Origin of the sequence: Enterococcus sp. AZ128 (assembly GCF_051714485.1) — a bacterium.
Lineage (GTDB): Bacteria > Bacillota > Bacilli > Lactobacillales > Enterococcaceae > Enterococcus_A.
In genome coordinates, this window is sequence record NZ_JBIORZ010000002.1 from 630,855 (window position 1) to 648,771 (window position 17,917).

At 38.9% G+C, this 17,917-nt stretch carries 15 protein-coding genes; all 15 read right to left on the minus strand.

Going from position 1 to position 17,917, the window contains the following annotated elements; all coding sequences use genetic code 11:
• Positions 1-22 precede the first annotated feature (22 nt).
• Positions 23-451: a CBO2463/CBO2479 domain-containing protein gene (locus IGI38_RS14795; protein ID WP_438732008.1), complete on the minus strand. Its 429-nt coding sequence runs from the start codon at positions 449-451 to the stop codon at positions 23-25.
• A 1-nt stretch (position 452) separates the two neighbouring features.
• Positions 453-2,219 (minus strand): D-proline reductase (dithiol) proprotein PrdA, encoded by a 1,767-nt coding sequence (gene prdA / locus IGI38_RS14800; RefSeq protein ID WP_438732010.1) that lies wholly within the window; start codon positions 2,217-2,219, stop codon positions 453-455.
• Positions 2,220-2,261: 42 nt separating this feature from the next.
• Positions 2,262-3,560: a proline reductase-associated electron transfer protein PrdC gene (gene prdC, locus IGI38_RS14805; protein ID WP_438732012.1), complete on the minus strand. Its 1,299-nt coding sequence runs from the start codon at positions 3,558-3,560 to the stop codon at positions 2,262-2,264.
• Positions 3,561-3,618: 58 nt separating this feature from the next.
• Positions 3,619-4,857, minus strand: coding sequence for a glycine/sarcosine/betaine reductase component B subunit (locus tag IGI38_RS14810; RefSeq protein WP_438732014.1), 1,239 nt, complete (start codon positions 4,855-4,857; stop codon positions 3,619-3,621).
• A 776-nt stretch (positions 4,858-5,633) separates the two neighbouring features.
• On the minus strand, positions 5,634-6,896 hold the full coding sequence (locus IGI38_RS14815; RefSeq protein WP_438732016.1) for a PTS galactitol transporter subunit IIC: 1,263 nt from the start codon (positions 6,894-6,896) through the stop codon (positions 5,634-5,636).
• Between the two features lie 18 nt (positions 6,897-6,914).
• Complete coding sequence (locus IGI38_RS14820; protein ID WP_438732018.1) at positions 6,915-7,208, minus strand: PTS sugar transporter subunit IIB; 294 nt, start codon at positions 7,206-7,208, stop codon at positions 6,915-6,917.
• Between the two features lie 17 nt (positions 7,209-7,225).
• Positions 7,226-8,302: a galactitol-1-phosphate 5-dehydrogenase gene (locus IGI38_RS14825; protein WP_438732020.1), complete on the minus strand. Its 1,077-nt coding sequence runs from the start codon at positions 8,300-8,302 to the stop codon at positions 7,226-7,228.
• Between the two features lie 16 nt (positions 8,303-8,318).
• A complete protein-coding gene (gene rpe / locus IGI38_RS14830) occupies positions 8,319-8,969 on the minus strand; it encodes a ribulose-phosphate 3-epimerase (protein ID WP_438732022.1) in 651 nt (216 codons plus the stop codon).
• Complete coding sequence (locus IGI38_RS14835; protein ID WP_438732024.1) at positions 8,956-9,381, minus strand: hypothetical protein; 426 nt, start codon at positions 9,379-9,381, stop codon at positions 8,956-8,958. The genes rpe and IGI38_RS14835 overlap by 14 nt, the downstream gene beginning before the upstream one ends.
• Before the next feature lie 21 nt (positions 9,382-9,402).
• Positions 9,403-9,864: a PTS sugar transporter subunit IIA gene (locus IGI38_RS14840; protein ID WP_438732026.1), complete on the minus strand. Its 462-nt coding sequence runs from the start codon at positions 9,862-9,864 to the stop codon at positions 9,403-9,405.
• Positions 9,865-9,887: 23 nt separating this feature from the next.
• Positions 9,888-10,490 carry an SIS domain-containing protein gene (locus IGI38_RS14845; RefSeq protein ID WP_438732028.1) on the minus strand — a complete coding sequence of 201 codons (603 nt, stop codon included), beginning with the start codon at positions 10,488-10,490 and terminating at the stop codon, positions 9,888-9,890.
• A gap of 16 nt (positions 10,491-10,506) precedes the next feature.
• A complete protein-coding gene (locus IGI38_RS14850) occupies positions 10,507-12,585 on the minus strand; it encodes a BglG family transcription antiterminator (protein ID WP_438732030.1) in 2,079 nt (692 codons plus the stop codon).
• A 374-nt stretch (positions 12,586-12,959) separates the two neighbouring features.
• Positions 12,960-13,904 (minus strand): helix-turn-helix transcriptional regulator, encoded by a 945-nt coding sequence (locus tag IGI38_RS14855; protein WP_438732032.1) that lies wholly within the window; start codon positions 13,902-13,904, stop codon positions 12,960-12,962.
• A 122-nt stretch (positions 13,905-14,026) separates the two neighbouring features.
• Positions 14,027-16,444, minus strand: coding sequence for a glycoside hydrolase family 3 N-terminal domain-containing protein (locus IGI38_RS14860; RefSeq protein WP_438732033.1), 2,418 nt, complete (start codon positions 16,442-16,444; stop codon positions 14,027-14,029).
• Positions 16,445-16,460: 16 nt separating this feature from the next.
• Positions 16,461-17,909 carry a PTS transporter subunit EIIC gene (locus IGI38_RS14865; RefSeq protein ID WP_438732035.1) on the minus strand — a complete coding sequence of 483 codons (1,449 nt, stop codon included), beginning with the start codon at positions 17,907-17,909 and terminating at the stop codon, positions 16,461-16,463.
• Between the last annotated feature and the right edge of the window lie 8 nt (positions 17,910-17,917).

Sequence of the window (17,917 nt, forward strand, 5' to 3'; positions counted from 1 at the left end):
ATTATAGCCTCCTTAAGCTAATCTATTTTTTCTGAATAGTCATTTTACTGAAATAAAACTCGACTGCTAAGCCTTCCGTCAACTCGACCGAAGTAAACATCCATCTTCTAGGCACATAGATCGTCCCTAACTCTTGATTGATCGCTACACGAACTGCTGTATCATCTACATGAATGATCTTTCCACCAAGCAGACAAGGGAAAAGTTCCTGCTGCTGCATGAGCTCGGTATCATCATAATCCAAGGGACGAGAAACGGTCTGAATGTAGCTGAAATAGAACGCCAGCTTCGTTCCTGCTTCGATCTTCTCGCTAGTTTGAATCATTTTTTCTGGTACGGTGATTAATCCCAATCGCCCTCGCAGATTAATGATGACTTGACTGTCTTCATTCGATTTGACCGTCCCCATCATCAGAGTCGGATTGATCATATATTTTTCTACTGCTTCCATCTTAATGAAGCGTGCCGCTATCGAGTAATTTATTGTCGCCTAGATTCAGTAAATGATTGTTGTCGTTGATAACATTGTTGTTCCATTTCTTCGGTGCTGCTTGGATCGATACACCAGCCATCTTGTTTTTAAGCATTTGAACAGAACGTTCCGCTGCTTCTTTTGTCACACAAGAAGTTCCCGCAATATCATTTTCAAATCCGCCTTCATCCATGTTCAGTTCAACCATGGCATCCGCGTATTTATTCCCCACAACCAGTTGTCCTTGGTACGCACAGAAAGATACACCTACTACAGGAATATCCCGCATACCTGCTTGACCAATATGTTCAATAAAGTCGATATGGTTATTTCCGAAGCCTTCTGTTGTGATAATACAACCGTCGATGTCTAACCCTTCAAAGAGCGAACCTAATCTTTCAGATACCCAGATTTTTTCATCGTTTACCTGCGGTGATCCAACAAAGATTACGCCGACCAAATCTAATTCTTCATCTTCTGCTAGACGTTCTACTAGCGGTTCGCGAATATAATGACGCGTCATTTCTTTGGTAGCTGGTCCAATACACGTCAATGCATGGATTGATCCATCTCTAACTTGGTTTGGTGTTAAAATAATCGGTACATTTCCGCAGTCAACGTTCATTCGGCCGCCCGCAATTCCGCAAGGTTCTGAAGGACAGATGACATTATCGTGCATCGCACCTTGTCCCATGATTTCCTTCACTAAGACGATCCGAGGATTGCCCTTACGGCGAATATCTTCACAGATTTCTTCTTGAACGATCTCTCCATCGTAGCCTTTTAATTCTTCACGTACTGCTTGAATAATAAAATCTTGTGCTTTATGTGCCGCCAACGGTCCAGGTCTTGACATACCTGAAAGTTTTTCAATGACCGCTTCACAACGAATGATGATATCCTTCTCATCAGCACAACCTGGATGGCCAAAATACATTTTTTCATCTAAATAACCTTCTGATGAACCAAATTCATGAACTTGCGTGCCTTCTTCATCAACCCCTGTCAGCATGAAGACAACACCATCACAAATCTTCGTCACACCACGGCCTAATTCACCATCTACTTTAGTCGCGATTGGGCAAACATCCATGATTGTATCCGTATAGATGTGACGTTCATCTGGTTTGATAACATCCAGTTTAATTTTTTTCACTAGGTTGTCTTCTTTGATCGCTCCTTCAACCAGCTTGCGGTCGATCGTGATCTTGCCTTTTTCAATGCTTGTTTTATCGCCGATTTCAGCGTCAGTGATTTTTATATGCTGTTTCTTTAATTGGCGAATCACTTTTTTCTCACCAATAGTTTTTTCAGCCGCAGGCGCTGGAGGTCCGGCTGGTGCTGGTGCGCCAGCGAATCCCAAGTTTGCCGGTAGTTTTAATTTCAAGCCTTCCAGTTTGTCGATCTCAACTTCAATCATACCGCTGTTTACTGCTGGCGCTGGAGGTACCACTTCTGGTTTTGGCGCAGGTTTTGGTGCTTTTGGTTCCGGCTTGTTCACCCCTTCAAGTAAATCAGAGGTTAGCTGAATCAACGCTTCACTGTCTTTTGCTAAGGTCGCCCCAACAACTTCTTCGATCGTCAATCCGTCATCACTTAAAGTGACTAAACCTGCATCGACCATGTCATCAAATAGAGATGGATCTTCTAGGTCCTGGGCACTGATGACCGTTCCTTTCTCTCTGCGACAGCATAGAACTGCAGGATCTTTCAGATGTTGCTTCAATGTTTCTTCGGTGATTGACATTATACTCTCTCCTTTTATATAAAAATTTTTGTATAACCGTTTTTAGGTAGTGCTCTTCATTCTGCGAACTAATTTCAAGTTGCAGGCACGCATCGAACCGTCCGTCGCATGATAAACTGGTAATTTCATTTTTGGTGCGCAGGACATCACTGTATTAGAGCAGTCTGTACAATTGCTGATCAGAATAGCTTCTGCCCCGGCCTTTTTCAGAGCCATGACTTTTTGTACTTGTCCCGGACAAATCCCAGGATTCGTACATTTCAATGTCCCTTTAACTTCAATTGCCTGCTTGCAATATTCAACACCCGCTATTTCTGAGCCCATACTGTCAGCGATTTGTGACAACCGCTCCTTATGCGCTCCGCAGGCACAAACAAGCAATCCGATTTTTTCAGGTCCATTCCAGAACACCTCTGAAGCGATCAAGCCGCCCGTCGTCTTTTGTAAATAGCTATCTAAACTAGCGCGTTTCCCCATAAATGGTCCGCCCTCAATGATTTCTCCATATTCCTTGCCGATTCCGCCTGCCAGATCAAATACTTCAGAAAATTTCATCCCTAAAGGCATGTCAAAATAGGTCTTGATCGCACCAGAATCTACTAGCTTTCCAGCAACGGTCAAGTCCTTATCAATCAGCGGTTTTTTCAAATCGACCGCCTGATACACGCGAAAGACAGTTTCTAAATTGATCACAATTGCATCCGCCGCTAAGGGCAGCTGATCCACATCCAATAAGATATCCAGACATTCCCGCACAACCGCTCGTTCATCTCCAACTGGATAAATATTCGGCAGTTTATGAATACTGATTTTTTCAGGAAGTTTGCTAGTCAACGCTGCAATCGCCGATTCATGATGCCCTTTGATAGCGATTATCGCTTCTGTGGCATTCGTCAGTTCCATAATAAGCTCGATACCGCGGATGATCTCAGCAGGACTTTTCTCTGTCCGTTCAATATTGTGGCTGAGAACCGGCTCGCATTCTGAGGCATTGATCAAGATCGTTCCTTTGCCTTCAAAACGATGACTTAACTTAACCGCAGTTGGAAACCCCGCTCCGCCTAATCCGATGATTCCTGCTTCTCGGATTCGATCTAACGGCGCTTCCGAAGAAAGCTCAACGTACTCTGCCTTTTGAACGTCATCCGGTTCAATCATAATGTGCGTTTCGTTTATTTCTTTAACAGTGCCAGAAATACTGCTGTGAATATTATTTCCCAGCTTGTCTTCCTGACAGTGAGCGATCACTTGCCCCCGTTCTACCCGTTCCGTTTTTGTGACTGCTGGTTCACTTGGTGCACCGATCCCTTGTTTTAATGCAAATCCATAAACATTTGCCATGCTTCTATCTCCTTATTTTTGCTAAATTTCTTAGAAAATCAGATCTACTCCATCATTCTTAGAGCAATGAATGGATAACTCCGTCCACTATTTGATTCACAGAAACGACTACCGGCATATTCATAAAATCCATCGTTGAATAAGAACCGATATATCCGCCAGGCTGGTTTGGAAATACCGCAGTCTCATACATATTTCCTAGTCCTGAAACACTTTTGATCAAGACAATTTTTTGAACGGCCTTCTCAGGTTTACAGTCGTATTTTTCTATTCTGATGGGCTCAGTATCGTTTTCTTTCAGTTCAAGTCGAACATTATTAATTATCAGATCCGCAATTTTATGAGGTGCACGTATGCCTTCTTTGGTCCGCCCTTGCCCCTCCTTGAACAAAAAATTAATCTGGATAATCGTATCGTTTTCTCCTGGAGTTCCAGCCGTACCAAAAACAACTTGCTCCGCTAAAATTCCTTCTGAAGATCCGATATTCGCTGGTTCAAAATGGCTGTTTTGCTCCACTCCAGTGATCATTGCAGTTACACCCTGAAGCACATGCGTAATTCCTTCCCCCAATGCACCAGCAGCCTTGCAGGCAATTGGGAAAAAATCCAAATTCGAATGTACCGATTGATCACGTTGATTTGGTGGAATCAGAGAAACGTCAACCTTTTCGATCCATTTTTGATAGGTCGAAATATCTGGTACCTCTTGTGTCATGATTAGTTTTTCTTGATCAATCCGGGTTTCCTCACCAAAAAACACTGTTTTGATTGAAAAATACTTTCTTGTTAGTTCAGGCCTGTGTGAATACGTAGAAGGACCACTGACCGCTACTTTCTTTTTGGCTATTTTATTTTTCAAAATCGAAACTGCTTTATGGGCATCTAGGATAGATAGGTGATTTTCTCCGACAACACAGGATTCGTAACCCATCGTTCCTTTATTCAAATCAATCAACGTTTCTAAATAGTCGCTAGTGTAAACTAACCGCCCCTGCAAACCAAAGAAACTCATCCCTACAGACGGAAGATTACGCCGCCCCGCTTCTTCGATTACGCTGACAAAATCAACATGATGATTGCCCCATGCATCAGTGACCACGATTACACCATCCGGTTTTAATGCATCCAGCAGGTCTCCGACTCTTTGTGCAGTGAATACTTTTTCCAAATAATTTTCCGAAACGCCCGCAATGATCACCCCTGGTACGTCAACATCAGGATGCTGCAACAACTCCTTAACGACTGGGCAATCGAAATGAAACAACGAAGTCATTTTCGTACTTGGTCCAAGCCCCATACTCTTCTCCTTTACTAAATCTTGAGACAAAATGTGCACAACAAAAAAACATACCTTTTGCTAACAGTATGTTTTCCTCGTCCTATTCTATTAGACACACTCATCCCGTGTTGCCACGTCTAAATAAGCACTACTTTTGACCATCACAAATAAGGTGGCTGCTATTCCAAAAAACGCACACTTATCCCTTGATCAAAAAGCTCACAAAAAATGAGACCGTCTATTGATATAGAATACGGTGAGAAAATGTTGATTCACATACTGTCTTAGAACACGCTAAGATTGGTGTGCGTACTCAGGAATTTAGAACTGTACGATTGTATTCCTTTACGAAAGTCATTTTCTCACCCCATTCCTATGTAAAATTTATCACAAGATTCAGTAATCGCTTACAAACGAAGGGTAACACTCAATATTCTTAATGTCAACTAGGTTTTTTAGATAAATTCAAAATGAGAAATCAAAGAATAAATAACTTTAAATATATAATTGAAAACAATTCCACCAAGTTTATCGTTAATTAATTTTCAGAAAATTTCCATTTTGCTAGTGATTCCTTTTTTATCCATTAACTTAGCTTCCAAATTATTAAATAGAAAATGAAACTTGAAAATATCTATTTTCAACATTTTTTTAAATAACGATATTACAGTTCACACTTTCTTTTATTAACTATTTTCAATCATACTTTTTTATCACACATCAGATATTTCCATCCTGATAAACAAGACAAAAAATAAAAAAGGAGCTGTCCAATAGTGAACAGCTCTATAAAATTAAGCTAATAGACTCAGTACATAATACACGATCCAAGAATACCATTGTGTTCCAACTGCTAGTGATGTAATTTCAGTAGCACCTCCAGGAATCTGGTAGCCAATATCGGCTGCTAATCCAGTCATAATTGGTGCCGCTATGCCGGAAATATAGAGTGTAATCGCCGCGATAAAGATACCTGTAATTACACCTCTGAATAGATTTCCTTTGGAGGGTAAGATCGCAAAGATCATATAAAACGGCAAAGCTGTCAAATCTGCTAAAGGCATAGTTTTGTTTCCTGGTAAAATGAATGCCAAAACTAAAGTAATTGGAATCATTAATAATCCTAGTGACAATACAAAAGGATGGCCAATACCCAAAGCAGCATCTAATCCAATATGAATTTCTCGACCTTCAAATCGTTTTTCCATAAATTCTTGCGCGGCTTCAGAGATCACGATCAACCCGTCCATTAATAATGAAACCATTCTTGGAATCAAAACTAATGATGCTGCGATTGATACAGCAGTTGTAAGTACATCTGAAACTGGCATACCGGCAACAGCTGAGAGCAGACCTCCGATAATCAACCCCATCATCATCGGTTCACCAAAAATTCCAAGCTTTTGTTGAATTTTTTCTGTGGTCCAATTGATTTTGTTGATCCCTGGGATTCGATCTAATAACCAGTTCATTGGATATCCCAAAACAGCCCACCCTGTTGTTTGCAATGCAGGTAACGAAATCCCTTCTAAACCGAGAACTTCAGAAACATCTTTTTGTGTCCAATCCGCTAATTTGAAAATAATTGCCATATTTATCACAGCACTCAATACAGCTAAAATCATACTGCCTGTTGTTAAGTATAACGCGCTGGAGATAAAGAGCGGCTGCCAATAATTCCAAATGTCTACATCCATTGTTTTTGTTAAGTTAAACATTAACATAATAATATTGGTCGCAATGATCGCTAGAAAAACAAAAGGAACAACTGGGGTTCCCCAAGCAATGGATGATCCAATCCCCCAACCAATATCTGTAGCCGTCAAACTGAAATTATATCTTTCAACTAAAGCCTTTGTAACTGGCGTGATGGCATTCATCATGACACCAGACATTACATTGATTCCGATGAAACCAATCCCAACAGTTAGTCCTGCTTTAAAGGATACTGTCAGTTTTCTCCCAAAAACGACACCCAATATAGTAATGATGATTGGCATCATTACACTTACACCTAAATCAATGATGTATTTAAAAAAGTCAAAAACAACTGACATTCTTTTTCCTCCCTATCGTTAAAATCCTAAGATTTCCCTTAACTCCTGTTTTGTTTTATCACGACCAATTCCCGTTAGGAAAGATCTTCCTAAAACAACGGGAACACCACCTAAATCTGCCGAAATCGTTGTGGAACTGATCACGACGTCAGGTTTTTTATTAGCAACTTTTGAAGGAACATCTGACACAATACATTGACTGATATCAAAAGGGATATTATTTTCATTTAAAAATTCGGAGACTTTTTTTACAATAACTGTTGAAGTCGCAATTCCAGTACCGCAACAAACATAAATTCTTTTTCTATTCATTTTCATCGTCCTTTCAACTACTCTTTTTCTGGGAAAAACATCACTTTTCCAAAATTATCTTCCGGTTTCTTATGAGTGATCGTATCAAAAATATTTGGTCCTTCTGCTAGGGTTAGGCGATGCGTAATCATTGATTTTAGTTCCAGTTGATTATTTTCTAAAAGTGCCATGATTGTATGCCACTCTTTTCCAGGAAATGGACCCGAAACACAGCTCCATGCGCCCCAAACTTTTAATTCGCTGCGAACGATTTTTTCAAAGTAGAAGCGCTCGATTGAAATATCGGCGTAGGGAATTCCCATAAATACTATACCGCCACCTTTTTTTGCATAGGCAAACACTTGGGCAGAAGTAATCGGTGACCCAGCGGATTCAACCACGATATCTGATAAAAGTCCGTCAGTATATTTGCTGATTGACTCTAACGTGTCTTCTTTTAAGGAATTAATCGTATGCGAGGCCCCAGCTGCTTTTGCCATTGCTAAAGCTTCATCAGCAATATCAACTGCGATAATCTTAGTTGCCCCGAAAATCTTCGCGAATTTGATTGACAGCAAACCGATATTTCCGCAACCTACCACTACTACAGTGTCACCAGCCGTCAAATTGGTGTGATAATAACCGTGCACCACAACCGCTGACGGTTCAATCATTGCTGCTGATTCGTAATCCACAGAATCAGGGATCGGTACACAGTTCTTTTCTGGTAATCGAATGTACTCAGCATAAGCTCCCCCATGACGTGCTCCAATAACTGTTAAGTTCTCACAACGAGCAAACTCTGCTTTCTTACAGTAATAACATTCTTCTTCCACATCTAAATCGGTACATGTAAAGCAAGGGGCTCCGGCTACACGATCACCAATGGCGATATGTTTGACTTCCGAACCGATTTCAACTACTTCTCCAGAAAACTCATGTCCCCAAACCATCCCCTCAACATAGGGGCCTAATTTTTTGTAGCGCGACAAGTCCGACCCGCAAATCCCCACCGCTTTGACCTTAATAATTACATCTGAGGCTTTTTCTAAAATTGGTCTCTCCGCTTCTTCATAACGTAAATCTTGTTTTCCATATAATTTTAATGATCTCATCTGTCTGACTATCTCCTTACTTTAACGCATTTTCTAATGTTGCTAAGCGGTCTGAGGCAGAACCTGAAAACATGTATGAACCAACTACGAACCAATTTGCTCCTGCTTTTTCACAAGCTTTGATGTTCTCATCATTAACCCCGCCATCAACTTGAATATCTATGTCTCGATCCCCAATCATTTCTTTTAATGCCGCGATCTTTTTATAAATTGGCTGATAGAGCGTTTGTCCACCTAAACCTGGATTTACGGTCATAATCAAAACGTAATCGATTTCTTCTAAAATCATATCGAGTGTTTCAATCGGTGTACCTGGATTCAATACTACCCCTGCCTTTGCACCTAACTGTTTGATCAGTTGGAGTCCCCGCAATAAATGCGGCGTCGCTTCTTGATGAATACTGATATATTCAACGCCCGCTTCGATTAATTGCGGAATAAATTTCTCTGGATTTTCCACCATCATATGAACATCAAATTGAAACGGCAGTATTTTTTTTAGATCCGCTACTTGTGTCGGACCAAATGCAATGTTCGGAACAAAACTACCATCCATCATATCCACATGCAGTGTATCGATCCCTAATTCAATTAACGGTTTCACTTCATTTTGTAAATTTCCAATATCTGCTCCAAAAAGCGAAGGCATGATTTTATTCTTTACCAAGTGTGAAATCTCCTTTCAAGTCTTCATAAATCTTGTCTAACATTTCTGACTCACTTGTATAGCTGTTCTTTTTATTAAAAAATAACATCTGATACTTCCCATCTGAATTTCTTAATAGTTTTACCCACATTTCATTCTTCGTAGGAACTAAAATGAACCATGGTGAAGCGGCTTTGACTTGTTGCCAATCTACATAAAGCTGATTCACAGATAAATCAGGCTTTTCAAAAATTATTTTTTTGATTTTTGTTGGAATGTAATACATATAAATGAATTTAGAATACAAAAGCAGGCCGCCATATACCGCAAATAGAATCAGGAAGATACTTTTGTGTTCGATCAAGAATGCAACAATCCCTCTTCCAAAGCTGCCAAGCATCCGGTCATTTAGTTCTTCAAAAAGGCTCTTCATGTCTATTTCTCCTATCTTTTGTCAGTTTAGTAATTGAATAACATCCGATTCATTTTTTGAATGAACAAGGGCATTCATTTTCTCTTCATTTTCAATCAATGAGATTACTGATTGAAGTGTTTCTAGTTGTTTATCTGGTTCCTTGATCGCTAACATAAATACTATTCTGACAGGAACTTCGATATCCTCAGCACCCATTTCCTGAAAAGAAACGGGCTGCTTTAATATTCCAACTGCTATTGTTGCTTTGTTAACATGTTTGCTATCAGTATGAGGAATGGCTATTCCGAAAGTCGTGGTATTCAACCCTGTTGGAAATATCCTTTCCCGTTCCTTGATTGCTTCGATATAGCTTTCTTTTACAAAGCTGTTTTTATATAATCGTTGAGCTATCGTTTCAAGAATGCTCTCCTTATTAACGTTTTCTTGTTCTTCAAAAAAAGTAATATTCTCCGGAATCACCATGTTTACTAAATCATTCATACGCATTTACCTTCCATTTTTCCTTATTTACCTAATAAACGATCACCGACAGCACCGCCAGGATGATTGATCCCAAATTGTTCTTTAGTAAATCCCGTATAAGTCATTAACGCGATACATACCGCATCAAAAGTTGACATAACAGCTAACGTGCTGGCAGAAGCTAACATATTGAAGGTGTCTGGTTCCTTATTTACGACAATCTTCAAGAACAACTCTGAATACTTGCCAATAATTGATGCTGGATTTTCTCCAACTCCGACAATATAGGCCTTTTGCGCCTTGATCGACTCTAGTAGATTCACTAATTCTTTTGTATTGCCGCCTTTTGAAATCAGAATGACGATATCTCCCTCATCAATGATTCCCATTGATCCATGAATGGCATCGGCTGGATTCATGTATACAGCGGGCACGCTGACACAAGAAAGTGAATGGACTGTTTTCTTAGCAGCAGCGCCCGAAGTCCCACATCCAGTAACAACCACCTTCCCTTTTTTTTCACCAATTTTTTTGACTAGTGTAGTGAGTACTTCCACGTCTACTGTTTCCTGTAACTTTGCAATCGTAGCGGCTTCAATACTTAACGTATTCAGTAAACTATCTTTTATTTCTTGATTATTCATCCGTTATATTCCTCTCTTAGTTAGAAATTTCTTTTAATATCTTAAACACTTCTCGTTTATCGTCCGTGTTCGTCAATTTATCGATGATTTCTTGAGATTCAGCAATCGTCAAGATATCGATAATCGCTTGATTGTGTTGTTTTTTATCAATTGGTGCAATGAAAAAAACTAATTTTAGAGCGTGATCTCTTGCATAATAAAAACCTTCGCGAACGATCAATAAGCTGATACCTATTTTTTTAACACCATCGGCAGGTAACGCATGTGGTATAGCTACTTCTTCTCCTAAAATTGTATAAGGATCAGCAAAATCATGGCTATCGATCACACTTTGGATATAGCCCGTTGTTACAGAACCGTCTAATAGTAGCGGTTGACCAGCCAATGTCATTGCTTCCTGATAATCCACTACGCGATCAATAATCTTGATCTTATCCAACGTAAGAAAATCAGAGATTCGTAAAATACTATTTTCAAATGCATGACTGATTCGTTCTTGTTTGATCGGTAGTTTTTCACCCAGTATTTCTAGGATACTTTCCTTAACAGCCGAATGTTCTTCTCTTGGGATGAATTCTATAATTTCTCCCATAATTCTTTCAACAATATTCAATTTGTCCTCTACGCCAAACACCTTTTTAACCACTAAGGCACGCAGCTGTTGTTTTTCCTCTTCTGTCATTGCAGCCTGTACTACAAAACAATTATCATACGAATGGAAATGACCGATTGAAAAAATGATATCTACTTTTAAATTACTTTTTTCAAATGCACGATGTGAGACTGGTTCATAAAAATAGACTTCTGGAAAAATGTCCATTAATTGAGACAACATTAGTTGTGAGTAAGTGACACCTTTGGGACAAATAACTATCGCCGTCTTCATTTTCGGATAGTCTGATTTTCCTTGTGGTAAAATTTTCGACCCAAAAATTAAGGAAATGTACATAATCTCTATGTCGGGTAGCGGTACTTCTAATAACTCTTCTAACGGTTTAAAACAGTCTCTAATAATTGAATTTAGGAAATCATATCTAGCGATAACATTTTCTAAAAATTCTTTTTCATATAATTCATTCTTTTCATTAATCAAATAGCGGATACGGTAATACGCTGGTGTTAGATGATACATCAAGCTGTTTAAAATAATCTCACGATCTTTTAGTTCAATTGATGTTTTGATCTCAAAATTATCAATGCATAAATTCAACGCTCGTCTTAAATTATTTGTGATCGTCTCATTTACAAATTTTGCAGAAATTATTTTTGAGGTCAAAATTTGCAACGAGATATAAATCGTTTCTCTTCTGCCGTATTTGTCTAGCAATAGAATCTGCTTGATTAAACGAACTTCTTCCAACTTAGAAATGTCTAGTTCTTCTTCATAGGTTTTTTCTTTTACGACTTTTCCACTGTTGATTCGATTAAATAGAATTAACAGAAAGTATGGAAGTATCTTAAATTGCTCGTCTGTGAAACGTATCTCCAGCTCCGTTTCTATCTGTTTTAAGTTTTTCACCATTTCAAAACGCTCTCGCGATGTTGCACCAGAAAATCCATCTAAAATTTGAGTTCCATTAGACATTTTGTTAACATGATAGAGAGTTTCTTTTACGAAATCTCTAATAAGTAATTCGTTTCCTGAAATTGAATAGCCATGTATGCGGGAATAAGTAATTTTAATTGAATGGACAATCAATTTTTGTTTAAGCTTTGAAAGGTCTCGTAAAATTGTATTTTTACTAACCTTCAACTCATACGAAAAATACTCGAGTGAGAGATCTAACGACTCATTGAATAATAATAGTGCAAGTATCATTATTCTTTCGTCCTCTGAATAGAAAAGCTCACTACTTTTCTGAGTGTCTTCATCTTTTTGAATAAAATTTATGACAGATTGCTCGATGACAAATCCACCATTCCTTGTTCTTTGTATACTTGGCAATTCATTTTCATTCAAGTAACTATTGATTTTACTCATGGCATACTTGATTTGATCTTTTGTTAATTGTAATTTGGTTTCCAACCCCTTTCTTGTCGTGTTAGGGTTAGTAACGATTTCTTTTAAAACGATATAATATTTTTCTTCCAGCATTTTCTAACCCCTCTCTTCTGTGCTGCTCCCGATTTCAATATTATTCTCCTTTCCTTATGCTTACATTATAGATTCTGCATGAATAAAAGTATAAGCGTTTTCATTTAAAGATTTCCCCAATGGAATCCCTCACTTGGTGATGTTATTCTACATACTCAATTAGAAAACTTATATAGAGTTATTATTTCAACACCTTGTTTCCCATTATAGTTTAAATTCCAGCAGCTTAGCGGCGACTCTTGTCTTTTGAGTATTCTGATTCTTAAATTGATTTATTACTAATACAAAAAATCCTCTACTTTTTTCAAAGAGAGGATTTACAAAATAATGTATGTTTATTCTTAAACTATATAAGTCAGAACGATCTATTATTATTAAAATGAATACCAACTTTCATATATTCCAGCTATCTCCCCTATTTTGCGCCTCATTTCCTCACGAACATGTGGCGGCTCTAAACATTCACATTTTATTCCAAAGCTGAAAAGAATACTATAGTAAAAATCATTCTCGATAAATGGAAAATCCACTAGGTAATGCTCATCGCCATCTGGTGAAAAGTGCTCATAGGTACAAAAATCCAATACTCTATCCATGACCGAGTAATGAATACGAAGTTTGATCTGAGTCTGCATTGTTTCTAGGATTTCATTAAATTCCAACTGTGGTTTTTGATAGTCTCGGGGAATAAAGGATTCTGTTAACAGTTGCAGGTCTGACATGCGTACCAGCTTGAATAAGCGATAATCGTTTCTTTCATAGCAATAACCTTGCCAATACCAATGGCTATTTTTTAATACTAGCTGGTAAGGTTCAACCGTGCGTTTAGTTTTATTCCCATAACGATCCGCATAATCAAACATCAGCAATCTACTTTCACTTAAAGCTGTCTTGATTATTTCTAGGTAGGGTTTGATATTCTGATTGCCGATCCATGGAGTCATATCAATCGCTAGTTGATTCGCTTTTATCTCAATGTCTTTCGCTCTATCGGCAGGAATAAAACTCTTTACCTTCGCAAGAGCATTCACCAACTCATCACCTCTTGCCATATTGGAAAGACTGGAAAGTCCCATTAGAATGGCCGAAAGATCAGTGGTAGAAAAAATATTTCGATCAACTTTATAATTTTCCATAATTTCAAAACCGCCGCCTACTCCCGAGGTTGAGCGAATAGGAATCCCAGCTATATTGATGGCCTCGATGTCGCGGTAAATAGTACGTGGTGAAACTTCAAACATATCCGCTAATTCCTGTGCACCGATGCGTTTTTTATCAAGAAGTATCATAATAATACTGACGAGCCTGTTCACCTTCATCTAATAGCCATCCTCCAAAATTTATTTTCCTCAGTATAGATTGTTGTCAGAATGATGTCAATGATCGTTGGAAATGCTGGAAGGAAACATCAAAAAGCCAGGGTTCCCCCTGACTCAGTCAATTATTTAATAGAATATGAAGGATAAAACTCACGATTTTTACCAGCTACATATTCATTTGTAACAACTTCGAAAGAATCCTCTAATTTGATATCATTGCAGGAACTTCCAACCAACAGATCAAATTCTCCAGATTCAATTTTCCATCGATACTCTCGATCAAGAAAGGCTATCTGGCTTAAATCAATGGTACATTCAACTGTTTTTCTTTCATTGACATCCAAAGAAATACGACAAAATCCAACTAATTCTCTTTCTGGACGAATAACAGTGGATATCTTGTCTTTCAAATATAGCTGCGCAACCTCTTCACCTTTGCGGGAGCCATTGTTTTCAATTTCAAAACGAAATTCTAGTTTTTCAAACCCATTGATTTTCTTTTTGTGAATAGTTAGATGGCTATACTCAAATGATGAATAGGATAAGCCATAACCAAAATAGTATCTTGGTTCATGTGTCAAATCGATATATGAACTGAATGGTGACTGTGTCCCTACATGATAACTCGATCCTCGGCCATGATTATAATACAATGGCGCTTGGGCAGAACTGTAAGCTACGGAAACTGGTAATTTCCCGCTTGGATTATTGATACCCAAAATAGTTTCCACAATCGCTTGGCTACCGAATTCACCCGGATTCCATGCTTCAATGATTGCTGAGGCGTATTTATCGGCAGCATCACTGGAAATAGGTCGTCCATCTAAATGAACAATGATAAATTCACAGCCAGCTTGTCCCATTTTTTTTAGTAATTGTTCCTGACAAGGTGCTAGATTAATACTGCTTGAGTCGATTCCTTCACCAGTACTGCAGGAAGTTCCCCATCCATACTTGCCCCCAACGACGACGATGGATATGTCTGATTTTTGCGCCAGAGTCAATGCCGCAGCATGATGCGTTTCATCTGATCCAACATAGGGGAAACCATATGCATAGCCTACTTGTGCAGACGGACACTGTTTTACTAGTTCATCATAAATATTTCTGCAATTTTTATAAGCCGAATTCGCGACTTCTTCTAAATTTGGAAACTCCACATCAATCATTGAGCCTTTATACGTATCCTTGTCTTGATATTTCCAGGCTTTCTCTGGCGAGCTTTCGATTCCTGCCATCGTATTTCTGCCACCCATAGCGAGCTCTAAAACACTCATATAAGAATAACCGCCAAAAAGACTTCGCGTAGATTTTGCAAGATGACCAATAACCGCCACTTTTTTATTTGCGATTTTAATGGGCAGGATCCCATTATTCTTCAGTAGTGTCATTGATTTTCTTGCATAATCCAAACTGGTTTCTTTTGATTCTAAAGAGTTAAAAACTTGCTCAATTGTAGTTACATCATCAGGAAATGGCTTCTCAAATAATCCCAACGCAAATTTTTCTGTTAATACTCTCAATACAGCTTGATCCAACAAATGTTGATCGATTTCACCTTGTTTAAGCATTTCAATTAAGTTATCGTCAAAAACATTCGGTGTGGGAAATTCCATATCAAATCCCACCTCTAAAGATAATCTCGCGGCTTCATCTCGATCACCGCAAACACTCAAACGCGTGTACAGCTCTTCTAATGATGCATAGTCAGAAACCAGCAGCCCATCAAAGCCCATTTCTTTTCTTAAAAGATCCTGTAATAGTTTTTTTGAACCTGCGACAGGTTCGCCATCAACCGCTCCGTAATGATTCATTACGGAGCGCAGGTTTCCTTTACTGATTGCTGCTTGAAATGGCTTAGCAAAAATTTCTTGTAATTCCCTTTCAGGTATATTGGTCGCTGCCGCATGGATTCCACCTTGACCTGCTTGATAGCCAGCAAAATGTTTACTCGTTGCCATGATAGCATACGTATCGTCTTTACCAGAATATTGAATTCCTTCAACATACGCAGTTCCTAAAGCGGAGACCAGCATTGGATCTTCGCTATAGCATTCGCCATATCTCCCAAAGCGGGCATCGCGACTGACATCCAAAACAGGCGCTAATGCATGTCTGATACCAACAGTACTCATTTGTTTTCCGATAACTGCACCAGCTTTTTTCTCTAAATCAACATCCCAGGCTGCACCTCTTCCGATTCCAGTGGGAAAACTGGTCGCATCTGGCATAAGTACACCTGTCAATCCTTCAATATGGAATAATGCAGGGATATTAAAGCGACTTTTAGCCATCACTTGTTTTTGATAATCCGTCAATTTTTGTGAGACTATTTCTTTATTTTCATCCCAAGCTGCAGCTAAAAAAGCCACAGCTCCGATGCCATTGGTAAAATCATCCTGTAAATTCGGACCATTTTTGTCTTTAGGATTATAGCATTGCAATTGAGCAATTTTTTCCTCAATCGTCATCCGATGAAGAAGGTCAGTTGCTCGTTCTGAACTTGATAGATTTTTATCTTGGTACTTCAAATCATTCAAACCTTTCTTCGGGCAATTATGCCAGCTCGTTCTCTTGTTCCGGTTTCGTCATGAAAAAGGTCAGGACAGCACTTATTCCAAAGGCTACCACAAAACAAACGATCCAACCAATTAAGGAAGATGGATTCCCGTTCGGATTCATGTGTGCACCAAAGGTCAATACGCCTCCTACTGTCGCTGGGGAGTACTGGTTTACACCTAGTACTGTACACAACATTCCAGCAATACCACCAGAAATCATTGCAGCAATAAATGGTTTTCTATAAGCCAGTGCTACCCCAAAAATAGCGGGTTCAGTGATACCAAATAAAGCTGAAGTCATCGTTGAAAAACCAAGTGCCTTCTTTGTTTTATCTTTTGTTTTCAATGCAAATCCTAGTGATGCTCCTGCCAATGCCCACACGCCCATACCTAAAATCGGATTGAATGCGCTTGAACCTTCACGCAATACAATATCTGTCAAAACTGGAATTAGCGCGTAATGAATACCAAACATCACACAAACCTGCCAGAAAGCTCCGAAGAATAGACCTGCCAAGATTGGACTTAGGCCATACATCCCCATAACAACACTTCCTAATAATTTACCTACTTCTGTAAATACAGGCCCTAATACGAGGAACATAACGGGAATCATGATCACAACTACAATCATTATTTTTATAAACTCTAAGAATTGCGGAATATATCTGTCTAAAAAGTGCTCGAATTTTGCTGCGATCAACGTCCCAATCAACATAGGGAACAAGGAATTTCCATAACTAACTTGTGGTACTGTGATGCCTAGAAAAGTTAATGATGCCGCTTCACTGCCTAGAGCAGTTGCAATAGCTGGTAGAACCATACTAGATGCAATCGCACCAGCGATATAAGGATTTGACTTCATATATTTAGCCGTCGAAATCGCAATCATGATCGGCATGAAATATAGGAAGCCATCATTTGCAGCCGCAAGAATAATATATGTCCCATCAGTTTCCTTTAATAGACCCGCCAAAACAAGCAGTGCTAACAATCCTTTGAACACCCCAACAGCTGCCATAGTCGGTACTAGAGGATAAACGGTATTCATCAACATACGAGAGATTCTATTAATCAGCTTTTCCTTGTTTTTCGCGCGAATAGTATCTAGTTTGCCTTTCATTTCCGCGACATCGTCATCCATCTCGATTCCATCTGCAGTTACTGCCGTTTTAACGGACTCGCCATCTGTTAACAGAACATTTACATCTTCATAAACCTTGCTGACTTCATTTCCAATAACGACTTGAAATTGGCCCCCAGCTCTGATTACACCTAAAACTTGATCCATCGCCTTCAGTTCGTCTTCTTTGGCAATCGCTTCATCTTTCAATGTGAATCTCAATCGAGTTGCACAATGTACAACAGCTTCGATGTTTTCTTTCCCACCAACTTTTTCAATAATCGATCCTGCAAGTTTTTCATACCCCATTTTTTTCACCATCAATCCAA